Origin of the sequence: Nocardioides daedukensis, from assembly GCF_013408415.1 — a bacterium.
GTDB lineage: Bacteria > Actinomycetota > Actinomycetes > Propionibacteriales > Nocardioidaceae > Nocardioides > Nocardioides daedukensis.
This window is the reverse complement of record NZ_JACCAA010000001.1, coordinates 788201-810380: the sequence shown is the minus strand read 5'-3', so window position 1 is coordinate 810380 and position 22180 is coordinate 788201. Positions and strand designations below refer to the sequence as shown.

Genomic DNA, 22180 nt, shown 5'->3' with positions numbered 1-22180 from the left:
GACTCAACATAGGACGAGTCGCCAGCTTTCAGGGGCAGGAGGGGGCCTTGGCGGTGGGGCGTGTCGGCGTTCGTGACCGGTTGCGGATAACTTGGACGCCAACGACCGCCGCATCGCGCGCGCAATGAAGGAGCGAAGAGTTGAGCAACGCCGTCTGGCACGTGACCGGTGCCCGCCCCAATTTCCCCAAGGCCGCCCCCGTGGTGGCCGCGCTCAACGAGCGCGGAATCTCGCAGGGTCTGGTCCACACCGGACAGCACTATGACGACAACATGTCCACGGTCTTCTTCGAGCAGCTGAAGCTGCCCCGCCCCGACATCAACCTGGGTGTCGGCTCCGGGTCGCACGCGCAGCAGACCGCGACCATCATGACCGGCCTCGAGGAGCTCTTCCTCAAGGAACAGCCGAAGCTGGTCGTCGTCTACGGCGACGTGAACTCCACCGTCGCCGCCGCACTGGTCGCCTCCAAGCTGCACATCCCGGTGGCCCACGTGGAGGCCGGCCTGCGCAGCTTCGACATGACCATGCCCGAGGAGGTCAACCGGATCGTCACCGACCGGCTCTCCAACCTGCTGCTGGCCACCAGCCCGGACGCGATCGCGCACCTCGCCCACGAGGGCGTCGCGGCCGATCGCATCCACCTGGTCGGCAACCCGATGATCGACACCCTGCTGTCCTTCGTGAAGGACTCGGGAGAGGCGCCGCACGTGGAGGGCTTCGAGATCCCGGACGGCCCGTTCGCGGTGGCAACCCTGCACCGTCCGGCCAACGTCGACGACCCGGGCGACCTCAACGTGCTCAAGGACGCCCTGCACGCCACCGCCGACCAGCTCCCGGTCGTCATGCCCGTGCACCCCCGCGGCAAGGCCCGGATGACCGAGATCGGGCTCTTCGACCACGACAACATGCACGCAGTGGAGCCGCTGGGCTACCTGGAGTTCCTCGGCCTGGTCCGGCGCAGCGCACTGGTCGTCACCGACTCCGGCGGTATCCAGGAGGAGACCACCGTGCTGGGCGTCCCGTGCCTCACGCTCCGCCCGAACACCGAGCGGCCGGTCACCATCACCCACGGCACGAACCAGCTGGTCACCGCTCCGGCGCTGGCCGGGATCGTCAAGGAGACCCTCGCCGCAGGGCGTCCCACGACGTGGAAGGTGCCCCCGCTGTGGGACGGCCAGGCCGGCCCGCGGATCGCGGAGGTCATCGACAACTTCCTGGCCGCCCAGGGCTGAGGCTCCGGCCTCCGACTCGACGCTGCCACGCCTGCCCGGGAACGCCCGGGCAGGCGTGGCAGCGCTGATTTCGCGGCGTCGCGAGATAGATTCGCATGGTCGCACCACGAGCAAGGACAGACCCATCGACAACACGTACAACGCAGCCCACCTCCTGGTCCTCGAGGGCCTGGAGGCAGTGCGCAAGCGTCCCGGCATGTACATCGGCTCCACCGACACGCGTGGGCTGATGCACTGTGTCTGGGAGATCATCGACAACGGCGTGGACGAGGCCCTGGCCGGGGTGGCACAGCGCATCGAGGTGACGCTGCACCCCGACGGCTCTGTGGAGGTCCACGATGACGGTCGGGGCATCCCCACCGACAAGGAGCCCAAGACCGGTCTCCCCGGTGTCGAGGTGGTGGCCACGAAGCTGCACGCCGGTGGAAAGTTCGGAGGCGGCTCCTACGTCGCCACCGGCGGACTGCACGGCGTCGGCCTGTCCGTGGTCAACGCGCTCTCCTCGCGGATGGACATCGACGTCGATCGTTCCCCCTCCGCCCAGGGCCTGTCCTTCCAGCGTGGCATCCCCGGTGTCTTCGACGGCGACGAGCCGGACGCCTCCTTCACCCCGCAGTCGGGGCTGACCCGCAAGGGCAAGCGGGTCGCCAAGGGCAAGTCGGGGACGCGCATCCGGTTCTGGCCGGACCGGCAGATCTTCACCCGCGACGCGGCGTACGTCTATGACGACCTGATCACCCGCGCTCGCCAGACGTCCTTCATCGTTCCGGGTCTCGAGCTCGTCATCCGTGACCAGCGGGGGCCCGAGCCGGTCGAGGAGAAGTTCCGCCACGACGGCGGCATCGCCGAATATGCCGAGTTCCTCTCCGAGGGTGACCCGGTCACCGACGTGTTGCGCCTCCAGGGCAAGGACACGTTCACCGAGACCGTGCCGATGCTGGACGCCAAGGGGCACATGACGCCGCAGGAGGTCGAGCGCGAGCTCGCTGTCGACGTCGCCCTGCGGTGGAGCAACAGCTATGACACCGTCCTGCGCTCCTATGTGAACGTGATCGCCACGCCCAAGGGCGGCACCCACGTGAGTGGTTTCGAAGCGGCGATAACCAAGACGTTCAACGACGTGATGCGTTCGTCGAAGGTGCTCAAGGTCAACGACACCGACGTGATCAAGGACGACGTGCTCGAGGGCATGACCGCCGTGGTCACCGTCCGCCTGGCCGAGCCCCAGTTCGAGGGCCAGACCAAGGAGATCCTCGGCACCTCGGCCGCCCGCACCGTCGTACGCAAGGTCGTGGCGAGTGAGCTGAAGAACTTCCTCGCCTCCACCAAGCGGGTCGAGAAGGCGCAGGCCAAGCTGGTCATGGAGAAGGTCGCCGGGGCGGCCAAGACCCGGATCTCGGCCCGCCAGCTCAAGGAGACCCAGCGTCGCAAGAACGCACTGGAGTCCTCCGCGCTGCCGGCCAAGCTCGCCGACTGCCGCTCCGCGGACAACGAGCGCACCGAGCTGTTCATCGTCGAGGGTGACTCGGCGCTCGGCACGGCCAAGCTGGCCCGTGACTCGGAGTTCCAGGCCCTACTGCCGATCCGGGGCAAGATCCTCAACGTGCAGAAGGCCTCCGTGGCCGACATGCTGAAGAACACCGAGTGCGCCTCGATCATCCAGGTGGTCGGGGCCGGGTCCGGACGCACGTTCGACCTCGAGGCGGCGCGCTACGGCCGGATCATCTTCATGGCCGACGCCGACTCCGACGGGGCGCACATCCGTTGCCTGCTGGCCACGCTCTTCTTCAAGTACATGCCTGACCTGATCAAGGAGGGTCGCGTCTATTCGGCAGTGCCGCCGTTGCACCGCATCGAGCTGACCCGGCCGAAGAAGGGCATGGACAAATACGTCTACACCTACTCCGACGCCGAGCTGCAGCGGAAGCTGGCCGAGCTCAAGCGCAAGAACGTGTCCTGGAAGGACCCGGTCCAGCGCTACAAGGGTCTGGGCGAGATGGACGCGGACCAGCTGGCCGAGACCACCATGGACCCCCGGCACCGCACCCTGCGCCGGATCACCGTGGACGACGCCGACGAGGCGGTGAAGGTCTTCGAGCTGCTGATGGGCTCAGAGGTCGCACCCCGCAAGGAGTTCATCGTTCAGGGTGCCTACGACGTTGATGTCGAGGCGCTCGACGCCTGAACCGGCGCGCTGGGTCTGCCGCCGCCACACACCGCGGATCGCAGGTGTGTGGCGGCGCGGACGCGTCCATCAGCTGACGCGCAGGGCTCCCGAAGCGGTCGCCGGCACGGCCGGCTTGTGCGGCGCCACGGGGGAGACCCGGGCGTACGTCGAGCCGAGCGGCGGGCGCGGGTCCTGCTCGCCCTTGTTCGGCCAGAAGGCCAGGGCTCGCTCAGCCTGAGCGGTGATGGTCAGCGACGGGTTCACGCCGAGGTTGGCGGTCACCGCCGAGCCGTCGATCACGTGCAGTCCGTCGTGACCGTAGACCCGCTGCCACGGGTCGATGACGCCGGTGGCGGGGGAGTCCCCGATCACTGCGCCGCCGATGTAGTGAGCGGTCGACGGGATGTTCAGTACGTCGGTCCCCACGGCGCCGGCGTCGCCCTTGACCTTGCTGGCGTAGAGGCGGGCCACCTTGTGCCCGATCGGGATCCAGGTCGGGTTCGGCTCACCGGTGCCCTGCTTCGTGGTCAACCGACCGCCCTTGCGGAAGGAGGTCAGCGAGTTGTCCAGGGACTGCATCACCAGCAGGATCACGCTCCGGTCGGCGCCTCCGACGGGCCACATCGAACGCAGGAACGCCACCGGGTGGCGCAGCACGGTGAGCAGGAAGCGGAGCGCCCGTAGCGGTCCACCGTCGATCATCGGGACGGAGAGCGGGAAGAGGGCATCCTGGCCGGAGCCGTACTTCACCACTTCGACGTGCGTGGTCGGCTCGGGGTGGATCGAGGAGCTGATCGCGACGCCCTGTGCCATGTCGGTGTGCTCGCGGCTCGAGACGGTCAGGATCGCTTCCGAGTTGGAGCGGGTCAGCTCGCCCAGGCGGGGCGAGAGCTCGGTCAGGACGCCCTCGTCCTTCATCTTGTGCAGCAGGTCCTGGGTGCCACGGGCAGCCGCCGCGAAGACGACCTGCTTGGCGGTGAAGGTCCGCTCGCGCTTGCGCACGACTGCGCCCGAGCGCACCGTGTCGACGGCGTACCCGTCCGCGACGGGCCGCACGGCGGTGACCGTGGTCATCGCGTGCACCTTGGCGCCCAGGCCCTCGGCCAGGTGCAGGTAGTTCTTCACGGTCGTGTTCTTGGCGTTGAACGGGCACCCGGTCATGCACCGGGCGCAGTGCTGGCAACCCGCTCGGGCGGGGCCGGCACCACCGAAGTAGGGATCGGCCACCTCGTGACCCTCGTGGCCCTCGTTGAAGAAGACACCGACGTCGGTCGGGTGGTAGGTCTCCGGAACGCCGAGGTCCACGGCCACCTCGCGGAGTACGTCGTCGGCGCGACCCAGGCGCGGGTTCTGGTTCACGCCGAGCATGCGCTTGGCCTGGTCGTAGAACGGGGCCAGCTCGGAGCGCCAGTCGGTGATGTGTGCCCAGGCCGGGTCCTCGTAGAACTCCGGCAGCGGCTCATAGAGCGTGTTGCCGTAGATCAGCGAGCCGCCACCCACGCCGGCCGCACTGAAGACGGTGACCTTGCCGATCACGTTGATCCGCTGCGTGCCGGTGAGTCCGAAGGCCGGGGCCCAGATCGAGTTGCGCAGGTTCCAGTTGGAGCCTGCGAACTCCTTGTCGGTCCACCGTCGGCCGGCCTCGAGAACGCCGACCTTGTAGCCCTTCTCGCTCAGGCGCAAGGCGCTGGCACTGCCGCCGAATCCAGATCCGATGACGAGTACGTCGTAGTCGTGGCCGGACATGGGGTCCTCCTGTGGTCGCCGCTACTGCGGTCCAGCGATTGTGTCAGGAGGAATGTAACAGCGTTGCTGTCAACGTTGTCGGCGCATCTGCCGACTGGTCAGAACTTCTGGTCCAGGAGCCCGGTGTCGACGTCATAGATGAATCCGCCGACCTTGACGCTGTCGGGGATCAACGGGTGGGACGTCACGGCGCGGATGTCCTCGGCGAGCGCCGCCACCTGGTCGGAGACCACGTGGAAGTGCTGCCAGGAGGCATCCTGGCCGGCCGAGGCGCCGACCTTCTCGCGCAGCTCGCTCTGGCTGCTGGAGGCCATCGCGCACCTCGTGTGCGGGATCACCAGGATCCTGTTCACGTTGAGCAGGTGCACGCCCAGCACCAGTGCCTCGAGGGCCGCATTGGTGATGCGACCACCGGGGTTGCGGAAGATCTTGGCGTCGCCAGCCTTGAGCCCGAGCATGCTCAGCGGATCGATCCGCGAGTCCATGCAGGTGACGATGGCTACGCCGGCATGCGCGACACCATCGAATCCACCCAGGCCGAAGTCATCGGCAAACGTCTTGTTGGCAGAGATCAGATCGTCGAATTCACCCACATTGCGAAAATAGCGGATGCCGGGAGACCCGAGCACACCGGCCACGAAGTGAGACGCCGCTCAGCCTCCGGAGCGGAGCAGCTCGCCGGCCGGGATCCCCTTGGTCCGCGCACCACGGAAGAGCAGCAACGCGAGCAGCGCGGCCATCACCGCACACACGGCGGCACCGAGGAAGACGGTATGCTCCTGGGCCAACGCAGCCTGGGTTCCGCAGTAGCCGTAGCGGTTCGTGTGGTCCTCGAGGCAGGTGACGTTGGCGTCGAAGAACCGGCGCAGCCCGATCGTGGTCAGCGCGGAGATGCCCACGAGCATGCCGACCATCCGGGCCACGACGACCAGGGCGGAGGCGACGCCGTGCACGGAGTCCTCGGTGCTCGCCAGCAACGCGGCGTTGACCGGCGCCAGGGCCAGGCCGAATCCGAACCCGGTGAGCAGCAGGGTCAGGTTCACCGGCCAGTGCCGCAGGGTGTCCTCGTCCCACTGCGCCATCAGCACGAACCCGCCGGCGGCCGCGAACATGCCGACTGCGGTGACCACCCCGGCCGAGAAGCGCCGGATCAGGTAGCCACCCAGTACGGCGCCGACCGGAAGCGCGATCAGGAACCGGACGAGCACCAGCGCGGCGGCCAGCTGGGAGTCGCGGTAGATCGTGGTGCGGGCAAAGATCGGGATGTCGATCAGGGCAGCGATCAGGGCGGCGCCGATGAAGAAGCTGACCACCATCGACCCCCAGGCAGGGACCTGGGTGAGGGCACCGCGAGGGATCAGCGGGTGCGCGGCACGGCGTACGTGGACGACGAACGCGGCGGCGGCCACGGCGGAGCCGAGCAGGAACCAGGGGCCCTGCTCGGAGAAGACCTGGACCTCCGGGTCTGCTGTGGCAAAGGCCAGGATGATGCCGCCCAGCACGATCGCCAACAGGACCGCGCCGACCAGGTCTGCCTCACGCAGGTGGCCGAACCAGGCACGCAGGTCGACCAGGGGCCTACGCGCGAACAGGCAGCGCGCAAGGAGCACCAGGGCAGCCCCGATTGCGATCACACCGATCGGGGTCAGCCAGCGGCCATCACCCAGGTAGGGGATGAAGAGCCGACCCCAGGTGACGTCGCGCAGCAGCGCACCCGGTCGGACCACCACGAGTGCCGCCGCGGTGAGTGCCACCAGGAGGGCGAGGATGCCGAGAAGATCGGGAAAGCCCCGCGCGACCGGCCCCTCGGGTGAGTCCATGGCGCCGCGGCCCGCGGCAGCGCGAATTGCCAGGGCGAGCAGCAGACCCACGACCAGGTTGATCACGAAGATGAACTGCCAGGTGGCGAAGGCCAGGACGACCGCGCCGAAGAGCGGGCCCAGGACGCTGCCGAGCTCCTGGACGCCGGAGACGATGCCCAGCGGGATGCCCCGCCTCTGGGCGGGATAGATGTCGGCGACCAGGGCCAAGGTCGCCGGAACCAAGCCACCGCCGCCCACACCCTGCAGGAACCGGCCGGTGACCATGCTGGGCAGGTCATAGGCGACCGCAGTGACCAACGAGCCGATCGAGAAGACCACCAGCGCCATCACCAGCACCGGGACGCGGCCGCGCAGGTCGGCGATCCGTCCCATCAACGGCAGCATCGCCACATAGCCGAGCAGGAAGCCGGAGATGATCGGGGCAGCGCGTTGGAGCTCGTTGATCGGGATCTTCGAGGTCGCCATCATGTCCGGCAGGGCGAGCACCACGACATAGGTGTCAGCGGCCGCGAAGGCCACCGCGATCGAGGCGAAGACCAGCAGCAGCGTCGCGCTGCGACCCGTCCCCGGGCCCGGCGTCATGGAGCGGTGACGTCCTTCTCGGTGTACTTGCCGTAGTCCTTGAAGGTGATCGTGTAGGTGATGTCCTCGGTGTCCGGGTAGAACTGACCGACCATCTTCACCTCGCGCAGCTCGGCATCACTGGTGATCAGGTAGGTGACCTTGAAGGTGTCGCCGCTGGCCGTCGGGATGATCCGCTTGACCGAGGAGCCGGGCAGGGTGCCGGTGTACTCGGTCAGCACCTCATCGTTGTTGTCGCCGCCGCGGACCTCCTTGCCGGCCTTGAGGTCCTCGGCCTCGGTCAGCAGGTCGGAGGCGCCGCCCTCGGTGGCCATCAGGACGGCCGGATCCGGAGCGTTGTAGCGCGAGGGGTCCTCTTCGCTGTAGTCGGACCCGCCGATCGCCAGGTAGACCTTGTCGTCCACGGCGATCACGCCGACATCGGCAGTGAAGCCGGAGATGGCGGCGTTGACGGTGCCCTTGAAGGCGGCCGGGTGGACCCCGATGCCGTCGGCGCTGTTCACACCCATCGTCCCGCTGGGCAGGCCCGAGGACTCCAGGCGGACCGAGAGGCCGGACGTCTCGTCGAGCTTCTGCTTGGCCTTCTGGATCGCTTCCTCAGGCGTGTTGTCCTTGCTGATCGGCTCACCACCGCCCTCGCTGGTGCAGGCGGTGAGGAAGAGGGCAAGGACCATCCCGACGAGCAGGAAGAGGGATCGAGTCTTGAACATGGCGCCTAGCCTTCCACACCGGTGTCTGGGGTGGCGGGGGATCCGACAGGTGAGGCACAGGCCGCGATCGGCTGTGCCGCCGGAACCCCGGAACCGTCACGACGCCCGTCCGCGGCGGGCAGGTCGATCGGCGCACCACTGGCGGCGGCGGCACGGGCGGGACCGGGCCCGGCCCAGGCGAAGACCAGGGCGTCCTCGCCCTTGAGGAATCGGTGACACCGCACGCCGCCGGTGGCGCGACCCTTGGTCGGATATTCGTCGAACGGGGTCACCTTGACCGATCCGGCCTCCGTGCCCGGCAGCGCGGTGGAGGACCCGGACGCGGTGACGACCACGGCGTCGCGGGGATCGAAGGCGCCGAAGGACACCACCCGGTGGCCCGGCGTGAGCCGCATCCCGGCGACTCCGCCGCCGGTGCGGCCCTGGGGACGGACCTGCCCCGCGCCGAAGTGCAGGAGCTGGCCGTCACTGGTGATGAAGCAGAGCTCCTCCTCGCCCGTGCTGAGCTCCACGGCGCCGACGACCTCGTCGTCGTCCTTGAGCCCGATCACGTCCCACTCGTCGCGACCCAGGATCTCGGGGTTGACCCGCTTCACGACTCCGTCGCGGGTGCCCAGGGCCAGGCCCGGACCCTCGGTGGGCAGGGAGGTGAGCGTCAGGACGCGCTCGCCGGTTCCCAGCGAGACGAACTCGCTGAGCGGCAACCCGCCGCTGAGGTGCGGGTGGTTCGCGGTCGGCGGCAACGTCGGCAGGTCCACGACACCGACGCGGATCACCCGGCCGCGGTTGGTCAGCACGCCGATCTCGCCGCGCGCCGTACTGCGGATGCTGGACACGATCACGTCGTGTTTCGCGCGTCCGCCACCGTCGCCTGGCTCGTCGTCACCGCTGGTGCGGGCCAGCAGCCCGGTCGAGGAGAGGAAGACGCGGCACGGGTCGTCGGCCACCTCGAGGGGTACGTCGGCAATCTTGGTGGCGACACCGGAAGCCTCGAGCAGGACCGTACGCCGCGGGGTGCCGTAGGTCTTGGCGACCTCGGCGAGCTCGTCGGAGACGACCTTGCGGAGCACCTTCTCGTCCGCGAGGATCGCGTCGAGCTCCTCGATGGTGCGACGCAGCTCCTCGGCCTCCTTCTCCAGCTCGATCTTGCTGAACTTGGTCAGCCGGCGCAGCGGCATGTCGAGGATGTAGTCGGCCTGGATCTCCGAGAGGTCGAAGATGTCGATCAGGCGTTCCTTGGCGGCCGCGGCGTTGTCGGAGGACCGGATCACCTGGATCACCTCGTCGATGTCCAGGATCGCGATCAGCAGGCCGTCGACGAGGTGGAGCCTGTCGGCGGCCTTGCCACGCCGGAAGACGGTGCGACGGCGGACCACGTCGAAGCGGTGCCCCAGGAAGACCTCGAGCAGCTCCTTGAGGCCGAGGGTGCGGGGCTGGCCCTCGACCAACGCGACGGTGTTGATCCCGAACGAGTCCTCCATCGGCGTCTGCCGATAGAGCTGGGAGAGCAGTGCGTCGGGGTTGATCCCGTTCTTGACCTCGATGACCAGGTGCAGACCCTTCTCCCGGTCGGTGAGGTCCTTGATGTCGGAGATGCCCTGGAGCTTCTTGGTCTGGACCAGGGTCTTGATCCGCTCGATGATCTTCTCGGTGCCCACGCCGTAGGGGAGCTCGGTGACGATGATCCCCTTCTTGCGGGGCGTGATGTTCTCGATGCGGACGGTGGCGCGCATCTTGAACGTCCCTCGACCCGACTCGTAGGCGTCGCGGATGCCGTCCAGGCCGACGATCTTGCCGCCGGTCGGCAGGTCCGGGCCCGGGATGAAGCGCATCAGGTCGTCGAGGTTGGCCTTCGGGTGCGTGATCAGGTGGCGCAGTGCCTGCACCACCTCGACCAGGTTGTGCGGCGCGATGTTGGTCGCCATGCCCACCGCGATGCCCGTGGTGCCGTTGACGATCAGGTTCGGGATCGCGGCCGGGAGCACCGAGGGCTCCAGCTCGCGCGAGTCGTAGTTGGGCTTGAAGTCGACGGTGTCCTCGTCGATCGAGGTGGTCATCGCGACTGCGGCCGGCGCCATCCGGCACTCGGTGTATCGCATCGCGGCGGGGGAGTCGTCGGGCGAGCCGAAGTTTCCGTGTCCGTCGATGAACGGCACCCGCATCGACCAGGGCTGGGCCATCCGGACCAGGGCGTCATAGATCGCCGAGTCGCCGTGCGGGTGCAACCGGCCCATCACCTCGCCGACGACGCGGGCGCTCTTGACGTGTCCGCGGTCGGGACGCAGGCCCATGTCGTTCATCGTGTAGAGGATCCGTCGCTGCACCGGCTTGAGGCCGTCACGCGCGTCGGGCAGGGCGCGGGAGTAGATCACCGAGTAGGCGTACTCGAGGAACGACGAGCGCATCTCGTCCCCGACATCGATGTCGAGGATGTGCTCCTCGAAGTCTTCGGGCGGGGGATTCTTCGTCGTACGGCGAGCCATGTGGCGCATTCTCCCCTCTGCGGTCCGGGGAATCGCGGTGGGCACGCCGCCCAAGGCGCACCAGCATGGCCGCACCCGCTAGATTTCGTGATGTGATCTCGACCGAGAGCAGCACTCCGACGCCACCGCGACACTGGTCTGCCGATGTCCTCCTCCTCGATGGCAGCACCGCGCACGTGCGCCCGATCCGTCCGGAGGACGACCAGCTGCTCGTCGACTTCTATTCGCGCGTCTCGGAGGAATCGAAGTACTACCGCTTCTTCTCGCCGATGCCGACGCTCTCCGAGCGTGACGTGAAGCGGTTCACCAATGTCGATCACCACGACCGGGTCGCCTTCGTGGTGATCCTGGCCGACCGGATGATCGCGGTCGGTCGCTATGACGTGATCAAGCCCGGTGAGGCCGAGGTTGCCTTCCTCGTCGAGGACCAGCACCACGGACGCGGGCTGGCCCAGATCCTGCTCGAGAACCTCGCCCAGGCCGGCCGCGAGCTCGGCGTCGAGAAGTTCACCGCCGAGGTGCTGCCCGACAACCGCCGGATGATCACCACGTTCAAGGACGCCGGCTACCACGTCGCCGGTGGCTTCGAGGACGGCGTGATGAGTCTCCAGTTCGACATCGATCCGACCACGACCGCGATCGGGGTGATGGAGAACCGTGAGCACCGGGCGGAGTCGGCCTCGATCTCACGCTTCTTCAATGCCCGCTCGGTCGCGGTCGTCGGCGCCAGCCGCCGCCAGGACACGATCGGCCAGGCACTGGTGCGCAACCTGATCACCGCTGACTTCACCGGCGTCGTCTATGCGGTCAACCCCTCCGCCGACGCGGTCTCCGGCCTGCCCGCCTATTCCTCGGTCACCGAGATCCCCGGTGAGGTCGACCTCGCGATCGTCGCCGTCCCCGCCTCTGCCGTGCAGGACGTCGTCCTGGACTGTGCAGCCAAGGGCGTGCACGGGCTGATCGTCATCTCGTCGGGGTTCGCCGAGACCGGTGACGAGGGGCGCCGCAGGCAGCGTCGCCTGGTCGGGCTCGCTCGCTCGTACGGCTTGCGACTGATCGGCCCGAACTGCCTGGGCATCATCAACACCGATCCCGAGCGCTCGCTGAACGCCTCCCTGTCCGGGCTGATGCCACCGCGGGGCCGTGCCGGCTTCTTCTGCCAGTCCGGTGCCCTGGGCTCGGCGATCCTGGAGAAGGTCTACAACCGGGGCCTCGGCCTGTCCACGTTCGTCAGCGCCGGCAACCGTGCCGACGTCTCGGGCAACGATCTTCTCCAGTACTGGGAGGAGGACGACACAACCGAGGTCGTGCTGCTCTACCTGGAGTCGATCGGTAACCCGCGGAAGTTCTCCCGGATCGCTCGCCGGGTCTCGCGCCGCAAGCCGGTGGTGGCGGTCCGCTCGGGGCGCACCACGCAGGGTGTGCCGATGGGGCACGCCGTGCGCACCATCGCCGCGCCCCAGCAAGCAGTCGATGCGATGTTCCGACAGGCCGGGATCATCCAGGTCGACACGCTGGAGGAGATGTTCGACGTCGCCCAGCTGCTGGCCCACCAGCCGCTGCCGACGGGACGACGGGTCGCCGTGGTCGGCAACTCCGACGCCCTCGGGCTGCTGGCCAACGACGCCGCCGCATCCGTCGGTCTGGTGGTCAGCAAGTCGGTGGCCCTGGGTGCGGATGCCACGGCCGAGGACTTCGAGGACGCACTGGACGCGGCCATCGACGATCCCGACGTGGACGCCGTGGTCGCGGTCTACATCCCGCCGCTCAACGTCACCGGCGAGGAGGTCGCCAACGTCCTGGCCGCCGTGGGGGAGCAGTCGGACAAGCCGCTGGTCTCCACCTTCCTCGGCGCCGAGGGTGTCCCCGAGCTGCTCCGGGTCCCGGACGTGGCGGGGTCGACGGCAGGTCGCGGCTCGGTTCCCTCCTATCCCGCGGTCGAAGCAGCGGTGCGGGCGCTGGCCCACGTCGTGGAGTACGCCGTCTGGTTGCGCACCCCCGAGGAGGGCGAGCCTGTCGAGGTCGAGACGGTCGACACCCAGGCGGCGAAGCTGCTGATCAACACGATCCTGATGAACACCCCGGAGGGGCGCGACCTCGAGTTCCACGAGCTGCGCGACCTGCTGGCCGCCTACAACGTCGAGCTGTGGGAACCGATCCCGGTGACCACGCTCGAGGAGGCGATCGAGGCGGGGCACAAGCTCGGCTGGAACGTGATCCTCAAGGCAACTGCCGAGCACCTGCGCAATCGTCCCGACCTGGCCCACGTCTGGCGCGCGATCGACGACGAGGACGAGATGCGCGACGGCTTCGAGTCACTGCTCGAGGTGATCACCGATCCGGCCTCGGCAGGGTTCGTCGTACAGAAGAGCGCCCCGCCGGGAGTCCCGGTCGGCATCGGCGCAGTGGAGGACCCGCTGTTCGGGCCGGTGGTGTCCTTCGGGATCTCGGGGCCGCTGACCGAGCTGCTCGGCGACAGGGCCTACCGGATCCCGCCGTTGAACCAGCACGAGGCTCGGGCGATGACCCGGGAGATCAAGAGCTCGCCGATGCTCTTCGGCTATCGCGGCAGCGAGGTGGTCGACGTCGACCGGATCGAGACCCTGATCATGCTGCTGGCACGGTTGAAGAACGACTTCCCGGCACTGCGCTCGATCGTGCTCTCGCTGGTCCTGGCCGGCAAGGATGCCGCCACCGTGCTCACTGCCGAGGGTCGTGTCGAACCGGTGGCGGACCTGCGCTCCGACTGGTTCGTCCGTCGCCTCAACGCTGACCCAGGCGACACCATCCCGGGCTGAGGGGATCGGGGGCGAGGGCCGGGAAGGCTGCGCTTTTCCGGCCGTGCGCCCCGCGTGACAGACTCGGACACATGCGCAACCGTGGACTGAGCGACTCCTCTGGCACTCCTGCGGCGTTGAGGGCCGCCATCGACCGGACCGGCTACTACCCCGAGGTCGTCGCCGACGGTGTCGGGGGTGCCGTGGCGGGGGAGGAAGTCGTCTCCTACTACGTCCACCACGAGCCCACCATCGAGCGTGACGAGGTACGTCGTCACATCACCGTCGTCGTGCTCACCCCGACGCGGCTGATCCTGGCGCACACCGACGAGCACGCCGGCGACGACCTGCTGCCGCAGCCCTACACCTCGACGTCGACCGAGGCGATCGCACTCTCCTCGGTCCGGTCCGTGGTGGTCACCCGGATGGTGGCGAACCCGACGTCCGGACCGCAGCCCGCTGCCGAGGCAGTGCTCACCGTCGGCTGGGGCGGCGTGGGACGCATCGACCTGGAACCGGCCGCGTGCGCCGACCCGCAGTGCGAGGCAGACCACGGTTACACCGGGGTGCTGGCCGCCGATGACTTCTCCCTGCGCGTCTCGGCCGCAGCAGAGGGCCACGACGCGGTGAACTCACTGCTGGCCTTCGCCGGCTCGCTCTCGGCTGCCACGCACGGCAACGCCCAGCACTGATGGCGGCTCCCGTGCACGAGAATGGCGCCGCGCTCGTCGAGCCGGCGTACTCCGTGCGCTCGCTGGCCGATGTCGTCCCTGCCGTCGCGTCCGCGCTCGGCTCACCGCTGGGCAGCGTGCCCAGCGACCTGGAGCTTCCGTCGGCCGAGGGCTACGTGGTGTTCCTGATCGACGGGCTGGGCCAGCAGCTGTTGCAGCGTTATGCGCACGCCGCGCCCTACCTCTCGGAGCTGACCTCGCGTCCCGGGACTGCCGGGGTCCCGTCGACGACGGCCACCTCCCTCACCTCGCTCGGCACCGGTCTGGCGCCCGGCCAGCACGGACTGGTCGGCTTCACCGCCCGGATCCCGGGCACCGACAGGCTGCTCAACCACCTCGACTGGGACAGGAGCGTCGACCCGGTCGAGTGGCAGCCGAACGACACCGCCTTCGCCCAGCTCCAGCGGGCCGGGGTGCAGGTGACCTCGGTGAACAAGCGTGCCTTTGAGGACTCCGGTCTGACCCGGGCGGCGCACCGTGGCGCGGACTATGTCGGCGCCGACAAGATCGGGGAACGGCTGGCCGGCGCGATCGCTGCCGCCGGGCGTGGGCCCTCGCTGACCTATCTCTATGACAGTGACCTGGACTGGACCGGCCACAAGTTCGGGGTGGCCTCGACCGCGTGGCTGCAGCAGCTCGCGATGATCGACGCCGAGGCGGAGCAGCTGCGTGAGTCGTTGCCCTCGAGCGTGCGGCTGGTGGTCGTCGCCGACCACGGGATGGTCGACGTGCCGATGACGTCCCGCGTCGACGTCGACGAGCAGACGCACCTGCGCGACGGCGTCGCGCTGATGGGGGGAGAGGCCCGGTTCCGGCACCTCTACTGCCGTCCCGGTGCGGTCGAGGACGTCGTGGCCACCTGGCGCTCCGAGCTGGGCGACCGCGCCGAGGTGTTGACCCGGGACGAGGTGATCGGCAAGGGATGGTTCGGTCCGGTGGCACATCCCGTCCGCTCCCGCCTGGGCGACGTGATGATCGCCTGCCGCGGGGACAACGCGATCGTCTCGACGCGCGACTTCGGCTATGAGAACACGCTGGTCGGCATGCACGGCTCGTTGACGGCCGACGAGATGATGATCCCGATCATCATCGACTGATCCTCGCGGGCTTTTTGTGGCCGCGCTGATGACCGAGGCAGGACCCGGTCGCGGGACGGATCAGCCGAACGGCAACGGATCGGGCGCCAGCGACACGGCCTTCGCGCGCGCAGCCGTGAGCTTGCGCCGGTGGTGCTGGCGGCAGAGCACCTCGTAGGCGATGTCAGCGGGGTCCGCCGGGTCCGACTCACGGTCCTCGACGTCGCCGACCACGACCTGGTCACCCTCGGTGACCATGGCGCCGTTCTCGGTGCGGGCATTGTGCGTGGCTCGCTTGCCGCACCAGCACAGGGCCTCGACCTGGAGCACGTTCATCCGGTCCGCCAGCTCGACGAAGCGCGCGCTGCCCGGGAAGAGCTGGGAGCGGAAGTCGGTCAGGATGCCGAAGGCGAAGACGTCGATCTGGAGCTCGTCGACGATCTTGGCGAGCTGGTCGACCTGCTCGGAGGTGTAGAACTGTCCCTCGTCGCAGATCAGGTAGTCGATGCGTCCACCCTGGGTCAGCGTGTCGACCACATAGCGCCAGAAGTCGAAGTCGGTGGACACCTCGAGCGCCGCGTGGGTCAGCCCCAGGCGTGAGGAGAGCGTTGCCTCGCCGGCCCGGTCGTGGGTGGTGAAGATGCGGCCGATCCGTCCTCGCGCGGCGTGGTTGTGGTTGGTCTGCAGCGCGAGCGTGCTCTTGCCGGAGTCCATCGTGCCGGTGAAGAAGTGAAGTTCAGCCACGGGGCGCAATGATGCCACGCGCCCGCGGGCACCAACGGGCGGGCAGACTGGGTCCATGACCAGTCCACTGATCTCGGCAGCAGAACTGCGCCACCAGCGCTCCGGCGCGACCATCCTCGACGTGCGCTACCGGATGGGCGGGCCCGCGGGCCTTGAGGAGTTCGAGAGCGGCCACGTGCCGGGAGCGGCGTACGTCGATCTCGACCACGACCTCGCCGCGCCCCCGGGCGAAGGCGGTCGGCACCCGTTGCCGGACCCGCAGACCTTCGTGGAGGCGATGCGTCGTTGCGGTGTCAGCAACGACCGCCCGGTGGTGGTGTACGACGACTGGCTCGGGCATGCGGCCGCACGCTGCTGGTGGCTGTTGCGCCACTACGGCCACCAGGACGTCCGGGTGCTCGACGGTGCCTGGGCGGCGTGGCAGGCCGAGGGTGGGGAGATCGAGACCGGCGCTGGGCCGATCGAGCCGGGTGACTTCGACGGCGAACCGGGAGGGATGCCGGTGGTCGAGGCGTCCGGTGTCCCCGAGGTCCCGGTGCTCATCGATGCCCGTGCCCCGGAGCGCTACCGCGGCGAGGTCGAGCCGGTCGACCCGGTCGCCGGGCACATCCCGGGTGCCGTCAACGTGCCCACGTCGGCCAACGTCGACGACACGGGCCACTTCCGCAGCGGTCACGAGCTGGCGCAGACCTATGCCGGTGTCGGCGCCGTGCCGGACACCGAGGTGGCGGTCTACTGCGGGTCGGGCGTGACGGCTGCTCACGACGTACTCGCTCTCGAGCTCGTCGGCGTCAGCGCAGCGCTCTATCCGGGCTCGTGGAGCGACTGGATCACCGACCCCGACCGACCGGTGGAGTAGCCCGCGCCGGGCATCACCAGTGGATGCCCTTGAAGAGGCGGGCGAGCATGACCTGCTCGCTCTCTCGCTTCGCGTCGTCGGAGCCGCGAGCGGCCGCGGAGTCCGGGAACACGTGATAGGCCATGTTCAGCACCCGGAAGGCGGCCTTCGGGGCGACCGTGTGCGCGACCGCGCCGGCGTTGCCCAGCACGGTGTTCAGCTCGTGCGGCTTCTCCACCAGTGCCTTGATCACTACGTCGGCCGCCTGCGCCGGGGAGATGGTGGGGAACTTGTCATAGATCTTCGTGGGCGCGATCATCGGCGTCTTCACCAGCGGCATGTGCACGTTGGTGAAGGTGATCCCGTCGCCGACCACCTCGGACGCCACCACGTTGCTCCAGGAGTCGAGCGCGGCCTTGGAGGCGACGTACGCCGCGAAGCGTGGTGGGTTGGTCTGCACCCCGATCGAGGAGATGTTCACGATGTGGCTGCGCTTCTGCTCGCGCATCACGGGGAAGAGCCCCATGATCAGCCGAATCGCTCCGAAGTAGTTCAGCTGCATGGTGCGCTCGAAGTCGTGGAACCGGTCGTGGCTCAACCTGATCGAACGCCGGATCGAGCGGCCGGCGTTGTTGACCAGGTAGTCCACCGACGGGAGCTCGTTCGACAGGCGCTCGCACAACGTGTCGATCGCCTCGAGGTCGGAGAGGTCGCAGGGGAAGACATGGGCCTGCCCGCCGCGCATCTCGATGGTGGCCTTGAGGTCCCCGAGCTTCTCGCGGCCACGGGCGACCAGGACAGGGATGCCGCCGGCCTGGGCCACCTTCAGCGCGGTGACCTGGCCGATGCCGGACGAGGCGCCGGTGATCACCACGTGGCGACCCTCGAGGGCACGACGTACATCTTGATCCCGGGCGGTCGTCTGGTCGAGGTTCTCCTCCCAGAAGGACCACAGCACGCCGGCATAGCTCTCCAGGTCGGGCACGTCGATTCCTGACCCGGCCAGCGCCTGCTGGGTACGGCGTGAGTCGAAGGTCGACTCGAAGCTGGAGTGGGACAGGATCTCGGGCGGGATGCCGGCACGACCGGCGGTCTGGCCGAGCATCGCCTGGGCCGGGGCGCTGCGCAGCGCGGAGTTGATCACGTTGAGCGGACGCAGCCTCTTCGGCAACGCGCCGAGCGCGGACTCGGTGGGCACGCGACGCAGGGGAGTGGCGAACCGGGGCGCCCCGGCGGCACCGCAGAACGCGTTGATCATGTCGACGACCGGCTGGGGATCGGGGTTGACCAGGTGGAACGCCTTGCCGTCGTGACCGGGCAGGTGAGCCAGGTGGTCCATCGCCCTGGCCACGTAGTCGACCGGGACCACATTGGTGTTGCCCAGGTCCAGGCCGAGCAGGGGCAGCCAGGCCGGCAGCGAGTCCCGCAGGCGCTTCAGCACGGGGAAGAAGTAGTAGGGCCCATCGACCTTGTCCATCTCTCCGGTCTCGGAGTGACCCACCACGATCGCCGGACGATAGACCCGCCACGGCAGCCCGGACTCGCGGACGATCTTCTCGGACTCGAACTTGGTGCGGTGATACGGCGAGGGCAGGTGCTGACCCTCGTCGAACATGGTCTCGTCGAACACGCCGTGATGGGTCCCGGCGGCCGCCACCGAGGAGACCTGGTGGAAGGCGGAGACCTCCAGCGAGCGGGCCAACGAGAGCGCGTTGTGGGTGCCCTCGACGTTCATCGCGTCGTTGGTGGCGTCGTCCGCTGTCATGTCATAGATCGCGGCGAGGTGGAAGAAGTGCTCGACTTCCCCGCCATGCTCCGCGATCCATTCGGGATCGACACCGAGGTCGGGTGCACCGAGGTCGCCGATCACCGGCACCACCCGCTCGGAGCCCCAGCGACTGATCAGCTGCTGCATCCTGGGCAGTGAGGACTCACGGCACAGGACGAAGATCTCGCCCTGGCGATTGCCCAGGAGCTCGGGCACGAGGAATCGCCCGATGAATCCTGTGGCGCCGGTCACAAAGTAGGACATGTCAGGAGCCTAGGGGAGAACTCCCGCCCGTGAGGGCCCCGACGCAAAGAAATCAGTCCTGCTTGCCGCCGCCGAACATGATCTCGTCCCAGCTCGGCACCGAGGCGCGACCCTTCTTGCGGGCCGGCTTGCGGGTCGGCTGCCGTTCGGGCTCAGGCTCAGGATCCGAGTCACGGCCCGTCTCGGCGCTGTCTGCTCGCTCCTCGGCGGGTGCGCGGGGCACCTCCGACAACGGCTCGGGCGTCGCCTCGAAGGCGGGGTCCGGCGCAGTCTCGGGGGTTGTCTCCGGGGCCTGCTCGACCTCACGCACCGCGCGGGCGGCCTCGGTCAGGTCCACCGTCGACTCGTCGGGGTCTTCCTCCGGGGTGGGGGCCGGCGCATCGGTGACCAGCGAGATGGCGTCGTCGCCCAAGGGCAGCTCGTCCTCGGGGATGGCGCTGAGGCGGCGTTGCCGGGCCTTCTGGAGGTCGTCGCGATCCGGGGCGGCCGGGGTGCTCGTGGGTGCCTCACCCACCAGCCAGCGAGCCTCGTCATTCTCCATCGTCACGTAGTTGCCGGGAGGGTCGAAGGTGAACCGCGCGGTGCCCTTCTTCTTGCCCGCGACATAGGCGGCGGTGAGGGTCCACCGGCCGTCCTCGCGACGCCAGGCGTCCCACTGCACGGTGTTGCTGTGCAGGTTCAGCTGGCTGTACTGGGCGGAGACGGCCTCGCCCAGCGTGCGGGCACCGGAGTCGCCGCTGCGACGGCGTACCGAAGATCTCTGGGCGCGCTGGGCAATGTGCTCGCGCTCGGCGAGGACGGGGTTCGCGAACGGCAGGATCTTGTCGACCGTCGTGTGTGCCGCCTGGGCGACTGACTCGGGTGACTCACCAGCGCGGATGCGGGCCTGGATGTCACGGGGACGGAGCGTGCTTTCCATCTGAATCTCCAACTGGCCGAGGCGGGCGTGCTCGCCGCGCAGGGCGGCCCGGAGCTTGTCGTCCACGGTGAGGCTGAACTCCTCGCCCTTGTCACTGACGAGGAGTAGACGCTTCTTGTCCTCACTCAGCCCTGCGAGCGTGAGGTGCAGCATCGTCTCTCTCGTCCTTGTCGTGTGGATCCTTCTCCGGTGTGCGATGAGCCTACGCCAGCCACGCTCGGCGTCGGGGGAGCGAGGGCGGCGCGCCACCGTCGGCGACGATAGCCTCAGCTCCATGAGCCCGATGTCGATCCTGGTCAGCCTCGACCTCCTCGGCATCTTCGTGTTCGCGATGTCCGGTGCGCTGGTCGCCATCCGCAAGGATCTCGACCTGTTCGGAGTGCTGGTCCTGGCCGGGGCGACCGGCCTGGGCGGCGGGTTCATCCGGGACGTCCTGATCGATGCCACGCCACCTGCGGCGCTCGCCGACTGGCGCTATCTCCTGGTCCCGGTCACGGCTGGACTGCTCTGTTTCTTCGCCCATCCGGCGTTGGCGCGGATCGAGCGACACATCAACGTCCTGGACGCCTTCGGGCTCTCGCTGTTCTGTGTCACCGGTGCGATCAAGGCGATGGAGTATGGCCTCGGGCCGGTTCCGGCGGCGTTGATGGGGATGGTCACCGGGATCGGCGGCGGCATGATCCGCGACGTCCTGGCCGGGCGGGTCCCGGTGGTCTTCCGCGGTGAGCTCTATGCCACCCCTGCTCTCGCCGGAGCCGCTGTCGTGGCCGTGCTCCACGAGTTCGGGCAGCCCCTCTACCTGGCCGCGATCGGTGGACTGCTCTGCCTGGTCTGGCGCCTCGTCGCACTCCGCCGCAACTGGCAGGCGCCCAAGCCCGGTGGCCAGTCCAGCGTCTGACCGTTCTTAGCGTCGACCCGGCAGTTGTTGACGCAGGGGAGGCGTCAACAACTGCCGACTCGGCGAGGTGGGGTGTCAACAACTGCCGGGTCGGCGAGGGGAGGGGGAGTCAGTCGCCGAGGACGCGGCGCAGGTAGTCGTTGGCGAAGACCCGGCCGGGGTCGAGGCGGTCGCGCAACGCCAGGAACTCCTCGAACCGTGGGTAGACCTCGGCCAGGTCGGCAGCCTGGCGGGTGTGCACCTTGCCCCAGTGGGGGCGACCGCCGGCAGCCTTCAGAATCTCCTCGACCCCGCCGAAGTAGTCGAGGTGCTCGGCATGCTCGTGCACGTGGAAGGCCAGGTAGATCGAGTCGCGGCCGGTGGAGGTGCCCAGCGTGATGTCGTCGGCGGGCGTCATCCGGATCTCGACCGGGAAGCCGATCCGCCAGCCCTTGCGCTCGATCAGCTGGCGCGCCTCGCGCAGCACGTCGAGGCCCACCTCGCGCGCCACGGCGTACTCCATCTCCTTGAAGACGACGCGGCGCGGGGACGTGAAGACCCGGTGCGGGATGTCGCTGTAGCGACGCTCCGACAGCAGGCGACCCGACAGGTCGTTGATCCGCGGGATCAGGCCGGGGGCCCGGTTGCCGAGGCGATTGACCAGGCCGAAGACCGAGTTGGACAGGAAGTCGTCGTCGAGCCAGCCGCGGAACCGGCCGACCGGATCGATCTCGTCGATGGGTACGTCGAGTCGGTTGTTGGTCTTGACCTGCATCCGGTCGGTGTGCGGGAACCAGTACATGTCGCAGTGGTGGTTCTGCGAGACGAACTCGTCATAGCGTGCCAGCGCCTCGTCCCAGCCCATCGGCTGCTCGTGCGCCTCCAGCACACCCAGTGGCTCTACCTCGAAGGTGACGTGGGTGATCACACCCAGGGCACCGAGCCCGATCCGTGCCGCGGCGAAGACGTCGGGGTTCTCGTCGCGCGAGGCCACCACCGTGCTGCCATCCCCGGTGACCAGGCGCAGGCCCGCCAGCTGCGCGGAGAGTGAGGCCTTCACGCCCCCGGTCCCGTGCGTGCCCGTGCTGGTGGCGCCGGCCAGGGTCTGCTCGGCGATGTCACCCATGTTGTGCAGCGAGAGGCCCATCCGGGCCAGCTCCGAGTTGAGCACGTACAGGGGAGTCCCGGCCAGCGCAGTCACGGTCATCGCCGCACGATCGACCGCGGTGATCCCGCTCAGCCCGTCCGGACGCAGCATCACGGACTCGGGCGCGGAGATGGAGGTGAAGCTGTGACCGGTGCCGACCATCTTGACCCTGTCCCCGGCAGCGGCCGCTCGACGTACGGCCACGGCGACCTCGTCGGGGGTGGCGGGAGTGATGACCTCGGTGGGGTGGGCGGTCTCCAGCCCGGACCAGTTCTGCCAGGTGTGCATGGCGCCGA

16 protein-coding genes are annotated in these 22180 nt (G+C 68.6%); 7 read left to right on the top strand and 9 right to left on the bottom strand.

Annotated features, from left to right (window positions below):
- The first annotated feature begins 140 nt into the window (after positions 1–140).
- Together wecB and BJ980_RS04015 are read left to right on the top strand one after the other, a co-directional pair.
- The gene (gene wecB, locus BJ980_RS04020; protein WP_179501101.1) at positions 141–1232 is read left to right on the top strand and encodes a non-hydrolyzing UDP-N-acetylglucosamine 2-epimerase; all 1092 of its coding nucleotides are present in this window, start codon (positions 141–143) and stop codon (positions 1230–1232) included.
- 85 nt (positions 1233–1317) lie between these two features.
- Complete coding sequence (locus BJ980_RS04015) at positions 1318–3417, top strand: DNA gyrase/topoisomerase IV subunit B (protein WP_179503749.1); 2100 nt, start codon at positions 1318–1320, stop codon at positions 3415–3417.
- A gap of 69 nt (positions 3418–3486) precedes the next feature.
- Here BJ980_RS04015 and BJ980_RS04010 read toward each other — a convergent pair whose 3' ends face one another.
- From BJ980_RS04010 to BJ980_RS03990, 5 genes are all read right to left on the bottom strand, one after another.
- Positions 3487–5145 carry a GMC oxidoreductase gene (locus BJ980_RS04010; protein WP_179501100.1) on the bottom strand — a complete coding sequence of 553 codons (1659 nt, stop codon included), beginning with the start codon at positions 5143–5145 and terminating at the stop codon, positions 3487–3489.
- 98 nt (positions 5146–5243) lie between these two features.
- A complete protein-coding gene (locus BJ980_RS04005) occupies positions 5244–5738 on the bottom strand; it encodes a carbonic anhydrase (protein WP_179501099.1) in 495 nt (164 codons plus the stop codon).
- Positions 5739–5798: 60 nt separating this feature from the next.
- A complete protein-coding gene (locus BJ980_RS04000) occupies positions 5799–7550 on the bottom strand; it encodes an MFS transporter (RefSeq protein WP_179501098.1) in 1752 nt (583 codons plus the stop codon).
- Positions 7547–8260, bottom strand: a complete 714-nt coding sequence (locus BJ980_RS03995) for an LppX_LprAFG lipoprotein (RefSeq protein WP_179501097.1) — start codon at positions 8258–8260, stop codon at positions 7547–7549. The genes BJ980_RS04000 and BJ980_RS03995 overlap by 4 nt, the downstream gene beginning before the upstream one ends.
- 5 nt (positions 8261–8265) lie before the next feature.
- A complete protein-coding gene (locus BJ980_RS03990; RefSeq protein WP_179501096.1) occupies positions 8266–10743 on the bottom strand; it encodes a DNA gyrase/topoisomerase IV subunit A in 2478 nt (825 codons plus the stop codon).
- A 65-nt stretch (positions 10744–10808) separates the two neighbouring features.
- Here BJ980_RS03990 and BJ980_RS03985 point away from each other — a divergent pair, with 65 nt between their 5' ends.
- The 3 genes from BJ980_RS03985 (at position 10809) to BJ980_RS03975 (ending at position 15348) form a co-directional block, all read left to right on the top strand.
- Positions 10809–13541 (top strand): bifunctional acetate--CoA ligase family protein/GNAT family N-acetyltransferase, encoded by a 2733-nt coding sequence (locus BJ980_RS03985; protein WP_179501095.1) that lies wholly within the window; start codon positions 10809–10811, stop codon positions 13539–13541.
- 71 nt (positions 13542–13612) lie between these two features.
- Positions 13613–14212, top strand: coding sequence for a DUF5998 family protein (locus BJ980_RS03980; RefSeq protein ID WP_179501094.1), 600 nt, complete (start codon positions 13613–13615; stop codon positions 14210–14212).
- Between the two features lie 11 nt (positions 14213–14223).
- The gene (locus BJ980_RS03975) at positions 14224–15348 is read left to right on the top strand and encodes an alkaline phosphatase family protein (protein ID WP_343047678.1); all 1125 of its coding nucleotides are present in this window, start codon (positions 14224–14226) and stop codon (positions 15346–15348) included.
- A 60-nt stretch (positions 15349–15408) separates the two neighbouring features.
- Here the strand turns inward: BJ980_RS03975 and BJ980_RS03970 are convergent, their stop codons facing one another.
- The gene (locus BJ980_RS03970; RefSeq protein ID WP_179501092.1) at positions 15409–16071 is read right to left on the bottom strand and encodes a thymidine kinase; all 663 of its coding nucleotides are present in this window, start codon (positions 16069–16071) and stop codon (positions 15409–15411) included.
- Between the two features lie 55 nt (positions 16072–16126).
- On the opposite strand from BJ980_RS03970, the gene BJ980_RS03965 reads away from it, so the two are divergent.
- Positions 16127–16930: a sulfurtransferase gene (locus BJ980_RS03965; RefSeq protein WP_179501091.1), complete on the top strand. Its 804-nt coding sequence runs from the start codon at positions 16127–16129 to the stop codon at positions 16928–16930.
- Between the two features lie 13 nt (positions 16931–16943).
- Here the strand turns inward: BJ980_RS03965 and BJ980_RS03960 are convergent, their stop codons facing one another.
- Both BJ980_RS03960 and sepH read right to left on the bottom strand, forming a co-directional pair.
- The gene (locus tag BJ980_RS03960) at positions 16944–18941 is read right to left on the bottom strand and encodes an SDR family oxidoreductase (RefSeq protein WP_179501090.1); all 1998 of its coding nucleotides are present in this window, start codon (positions 18939–18941) and stop codon (positions 16944–16946) included.
- Positions 18942–18993: 52 nt separating this feature from the next.
- On the bottom strand, positions 18994–20013 hold the full coding sequence (sepH, locus tag BJ980_RS03955) for a septation protein SepH (protein ID WP_179501089.1): 1020 nt from the start codon (positions 20011–20013) through the stop codon (positions 18994–18996).
- A 121-nt stretch (positions 20014–20134) separates the two neighbouring features.
- Between sepH and BJ980_RS03950 the strand changes: the two genes are divergently transcribed.
- Positions 20135–20758: a trimeric intracellular cation channel family protein gene (locus tag BJ980_RS03950; RefSeq protein ID WP_179501088.1), complete on the top strand. Its 624-nt coding sequence runs from the start codon at positions 20135–20137 to the stop codon at positions 20756–20758.
- A 109-nt stretch (positions 20759–20867) separates the two neighbouring features.
- Here the strand turns inward: BJ980_RS03950 and BJ980_RS03945 are convergent, their stop codons facing one another.
- A complete protein-coding gene (locus BJ980_RS03945) occupies positions 20868–22172 on the bottom strand; it encodes a D-arabinono-1,4-lactone oxidase (protein ID WP_179501087.1) in 1305 nt (434 codons plus the stop codon).
- Between the last annotated feature and the right edge of the window lie 8 nt (positions 22173–22180).

Bases quoted from the DNA above. Each gene is read 5' to 3' on its own strand.
- BJ980_RS04010 (WP_179501100.1), bottom strand. From the start codon at position 5,145: ATGTCCGGCCACGACTACGACGTACTCGTCATCGGATCTGGATTCGGC.
- BJ980_RS04000 (WP_179501098.1), bottom strand. From the start codon at position 7,550: ATGACGCCGGGCCCGGGGACGGGTCGCAGCGCGACGCTGCTGCTGGTC.
- BJ980_RS03995 (WP_179501097.1), bottom strand. From the start codon at position 8,260: ATGTTCAAGACTCGATCCCTCTTCCTGCTCGTCGGGATGGTCCTTGCC.
- BJ980_RS03990 (WP_179501096.1), bottom strand. From the start codon at position 10,743: ATGGCTCGCCGTACGACGAAGAATCCCCCGCCCGAAGACTTCGAGGAG.
- BJ980_RS03985 (WP_179501095.1), top strand. From the start codon at position 10,809: ATGGCCGCACCCGCTAGATTTCGTGATGTGATCTCGACCGAGAGCAGC.
- BJ980_RS03980 (WP_179501094.1), top strand. From the start codon at position 13,613: ATGCGCAACCGTGGACTGAGCGACTCCTCTGGCACTCCTGCGGCGTTG.
- BJ980_RS03965 (WP_179501091.1), top strand. From the start codon at position 16,127: ATGACCAGTCCACTGATCTCGGCAGCAGAACTGCGCCACCAGCGCTCC.
- BJ980_RS03960 (WP_179501090.1), bottom strand. From the start codon at position 18,941: ATGTCCTACTTTGTGACCGGCGCCACAGGATTCATCGGGCGATTCCTC.
- sepH (WP_179501089.1), bottom strand. From the start codon at position 20,013: ATGCTGCACCTCACGCTCGCAGGGCTGAGTGAGGACAAGAAGCGTCTA.
- BJ980_RS03950 (WP_179501088.1), top strand. From the start codon at position 20,135: ATGAGCCCGATGTCGATCCTGGTCAGCCTCGACCTCCTCGGCATCTTC.
- BJ980_RS03945 (WP_179501087.1), bottom strand. From the start codon at position 22,172: ATGCACACCTGGCAGAACTGGTCCGGGCTGGAGACCGCCCACCCCACC.